We start from the raw sequence: 3,970 nt of genomic DNA on the forward strand, positions 1-3,970 counted from the left end.
AAATGGCTGCTCTCGGGCCTTCTGGTCCTGGTGCCCCTGATCATCACCCTCTGGGTGCTGGAGTGGGTGGTCAGCACGCTCGACCAGACTTTGCGCATCCTGCCCACGAGTTGGCAGCCCGATCAACTGCTTGGCGTGCACATCCCGGGCCTGGGCGTGCTGTTCGCCCTGGTCGTCGTGCTGTCGATTGGCGCGCTGGCCTCCAACATCATCGGCAACAAGCTGGTGAGCTGGTGGCACGCCATGCTGCACCGCATTCCGGTGGTGCGGTCCATCTATTCCGGCGTGAAGCAGGTCTCCGACACGCTGTTTTCCGAGAAGGGAAATGCCTTTCGCAAGGCCATGCTCGTGCAATGGCCGCACGAAGGCATGTGGACCATCGCCTTCCTGACCGGTTCGCCCGCGGGCGACGTCCTGAGCCACCTCCAGTCCATGCCGGGTGGCGCCGAGCACGACGAGTTCTTCAGCGTGTACGTGCCCACCACGCCCAACCCCACCGGTGGCTACTTCGTGATGGTGCGAAAGAGCGCCTGTGTGGAGCTGCAGATGAGCGTGGACGAAGCGCTCACCTACGTCGTCTCCATGGGCGTGATCGTCCCTGGCGGGCCGAAGAACCCGCACTTCAAGGTGGCCGCCGATGGCGCCATCACCGAAACCTCCTGAATGTTCTCCTGCGGCCCTGTCCGCGATCCTGTTGAAAGAAGAGTCGATATGGCGATGCGTACCCACTATTGCGGTCTGGTGACCGAAGCCCAACTGGGCCAAACCGTTCAGCTGTGCGGCTGGGTCAATCGTCGCCGCGACCACGGTGGCGTGATCTTCATCGACCTGCGCGATCGCGAAGGCTATGTGCAGGTGGTCTGTGATCCCGATCGTGCCGAGATGTTCAAGACGGCCGAGGATGTGCGCAACGAATTCTGCGTGCAGGTCACGGGCGTGGTGCGTGCGCGCCCAGCGGGCACCACCAACGACAAGCTCAAGAGTGGCCAGATCGAGGTGCTGTGCCACGAACTGAAGGTGCTCAACGCCTCGGTGACGCCGCCGTTCCAACTGGACGACGAGAACCTGTCGGAGACCACGCGCCTCACGCACCGCGTGCTTGACCTGCGCCGGCCCTACATGCAGAACAACCTCATGCTGCGCTACCGCGTGGCCATGGAAGTGCGCAAGTTCCTCGACGCCAACGGCTTCATCGACATCGAAACCCCGATGCTGACCAAGAGCACGCCCGAAGGCGCGCGCGACTACCTCGTGCCCAGCCGCGTGCACGATGGCCACTTCTTCGCGCTGCCCCAGTCACCTCAGCTGTTCAAGCAGTTGCTGATGGTGGCCGGCTTCGACCGCTACTACCAGATCACGAAGTGCTTCCGCGACGAAGACCTTCGTGCGGACCGCCAGCCCGAGTTCACCCAGATCGATATCGAAACCTCGTTCCTCACCGAGGAAGACATCCGCGACATGTTCCAGGGCATGATCAAGACGGTGTTCCAGAACACGCTGGGCGTGGACCTGGGTGAGTTCCCCATCATGGCCTACAGCGAAGCCATGCATCGCTTCGGTTCTGACAAGCCCGACCTGCGCGTGAAGCTCGAATTCACCGAACTCACCGACGTGATGGGCGATGTGGACTTCAAGGTGTTCTCGGCGCCGGCCACCATGAAGGGCGGTCGCGTGGTCGCCCTGTGCGTGCGCGGCGGCGCGGACATGAGCCGCAGCGAGATCGACGCCTACACCGAGTTCGTGAAGATCTACGGCGCCAAGGGTCTGGCCTGGATCAAGGTGAACGACGCCTCGCAAGGCCGCGACGGCCTGCAAAGCCCGATCGTGAAGAACCTGCACGACAAGGCCGTGGCCGACATCCTCTCGCGCACCGGTGCGCAGAACGGCGACATCCTCTTTTTCGGCGCCGACAAGGCCAAGGTGGTGAACGACGCCATCGGTGCACTGCGCCTGAAGATCGGTCACAGCGAGCTGGGCAAGAAGAACGGCCTGTTCGAAGACCGCTGGGCGCCCATGTGGGTGGTGGACTTCCCGATGTTTGAGCACGACGAGGAAGCCGACCGCTGGACGGCGGTGCACCATCCCTTCACCGCCCCCAAGGACGGTCATGAGGACTGGATGGTGACCGCACCCGAAAAGTGCATCGCCAAGGGCTACGACATGGTGCTCAACGGCTGGGAAATTGGTGGCGGCTCTGTCCGCATCCACACCGCCGCGGTGCAGCAGAAGGTGTTCGACGCGCTCAAGATCACGCCCGAGGAAGCTCAGCTCAAGTTTGGCTTTCTGCTCGATGCGCTGCAGTACGGTGCGCCGCCCCACGGCGGCCTGGCCTTCGGCCTGGACCGCATCGTCACGCTCATGACCGGTGCAGAGTCCATCCGCGACGTGATCGCCTTCCCCAAAACCCAGCGTGCCCAGTGTCTGCTGACCCAGGCCCCCAGCCCGGTGGACGAGAAGCAGCTGCGCGAGCTGCACATTCGCCTGCGCAACGTGGACCTGGCGAAATCCGCCTGACAGGCCCGTCTGTAGGACACCTCCGAAAGGGGCGCCGCGAGGCGCCTTTTTTCTTGTATCAAAGCGCTGATTGCGCTTATCTGCATGCAAGTTTCGGCATTCCTTCGGAGTAACATGGCCTTTTGAAAAGGAGTCCCCTCATGCCCAAGATTCGTACGACCTCCCTCGATGGCAAGGAAAAGCTCGTGGCTGACCTCCAGCGCGTGATCGCCGACGCGGAAGAACTGATGCAGGCCACCGCCCACCAGACCGAAGGCAAGGTGGTGGAATTGCGCGATCGCATCAACGAAAACTTGCGCGAGGCTCGCCACAAGCTGGCGGATGCCGAAGAGGCCATCAAGGAAAAGACATTGGAGATGGCCCGCGCCACCGACGACTACGTGCACGAGAACCCCTGGTCCGCGATCGGTGCCGCCGCCGGTGTGGGTCTGCTGGTGGGCCTGCTCATCAGCCGTCGCTGATCGGACCAGGCGCTCCATGGCCACGCCGCAGCGTTTCTCGTCGTCCCTCCGGGGGCTGGCTTCCACCGTCCTGGAGCTGGTGCAGATCCGGCTGGAGCTGTTCAGCGTCGAGGCCCAGGAAGAAGTGCTGCGCGTCGGCGCGCTTCTGGTCTATGGCGCGGTGGCCGTGGCCTTCCTCAGCCTGGGCGTGGTGCTGCTGGCGCTGTTGATCACGGTCGCTCTGTGGGACACCCACCGCCTGCTGGCGCTGGGCGTTTTCACCGGGCTGTTCCTCGTCACGGGCGGGGTGGCTGCCTGGCTGGCCCGGGAGCGCGTGCGCTCCGGGACTTACCTGTTCTCGGCCAGCGTCGAGGAGCTCAGGCAGGACCGTGAGGGCCTGCGAGCCGCCAGGGAGGACGTGTGAACCCGCGTGCGGTCGTGCTGGCCACGCGGCGGGAGCGGCTGGTGCTGCGCTCGCAGCAGCTTCGCCGGCAGATCACCGTCGAACTGGAGGCCGTGCAGCCGGCCATGACCTGGGTAGACCGCGTGCAGGACGCCTTGCTGTGGCTGCGAGGCAATCCGTTCATTGCCACCGCCGGCAGCCTGCTGCTGGCGGTATGGCGCCCGCGCCGGGCGGCGAGCTTTGGCATGCGGTTGTGGTCGGCGTGGAAGTTTGTGCAGGGGCTTCGGGGCGTCCGCACGACTTTGCCGACCGCGCGGCGCTGAACCCATCTCTGCGTCCCGTGAAGATTCCGCAATCGGTGCTGGTGGTGATCCACACCCCGGCGCTGGAGGTCTTGCTGATCGAGCGCGCCGATGCGCCCGGTTTCTGGCAATCGGTGACCGGCTCCAAGGACACGGACGCCGAGAGCTTCGCGGAAACGGCGGCGCGCGAGGTATTGGAAGAAACGGGCCTCGACGCCCATGCACCCGGGCACGTGCTGAGCGACTGGGCACTGGAAAACGTGTACGAGATCTACCCGCAGTGGCGGCATCGCTATGCGCCGGGCATTGTG

6 protein-coding genes are annotated in these 3,970 nt (G+C 64.4%); all 6 read left to right on the forward strand.

The features are described from left to right. Positions 1–663, forward strand: a 663-nt coding sequence (locus KIT86_RS24515; RefSeq protein WP_297403265.1) for a DUF502 domain-containing protein, incomplete at its 5' end; no start/stop codon positions are given. A gap of 48 nt (positions 664–711) precedes the next feature. Continuing rightward, positions 712–2,514 (forward strand): aspartate--tRNA ligase, encoded by a 1,803-nt coding sequence (gene aspS, locus KIT86_RS24520; RefSeq protein WP_297403267.1) that lies wholly within the window; start codon positions 712–714, stop codon positions 2,512–2,514. A 140-nt stretch (positions 2,515–2,654) separates the two neighbouring features. Further along, positions 2,655–2,975, forward strand: coding sequence for a YqjD family protein (locus KIT86_RS24525; RefSeq protein WP_297403269.1), 321 nt, complete (start codon positions 2,655–2,657; stop codon positions 2,973–2,975). A gap of 16 nt (positions 2,976–2,991) precedes the next feature. Then, positions 2,992–3,378, forward strand: coding sequence for a phage holin family protein (locus tag KIT86_RS24530; protein WP_297403271.1), 387 nt, complete (start codon positions 2,992–2,994; stop codon positions 3,376–3,378). Beyond that, positions 3,375–3,680, forward strand: a complete 306-nt coding sequence (locus KIT86_RS24535) for a YqjK-like family protein (RefSeq protein ID WP_297403272.1) — start codon at positions 3,375–3,377, stop codon at positions 3,678–3,680. The genes KIT86_RS24530 and KIT86_RS24535 overlap by 4 nt, the downstream gene beginning before the upstream one ends. Before the next feature lie 8 nt (positions 3,681–3,688). Then, positions 3,689–3,970: dihydroneopterin triphosphate diphosphatase (gene nudB / locus KIT86_RS24540; protein WP_297403274.1), on the forward strand; the 282-nt coding region annotated here is incomplete at its 3' end.

It is taken from the genome of Hydrogenophaga sp. (genome assembly GCF_026125825.1).
Taxonomy (GTDB): Bacteria; Pseudomonadota; Gammaproteobacteria; order Burkholderiales; family Burkholderiaceae_C; genus Hydrogenophaga.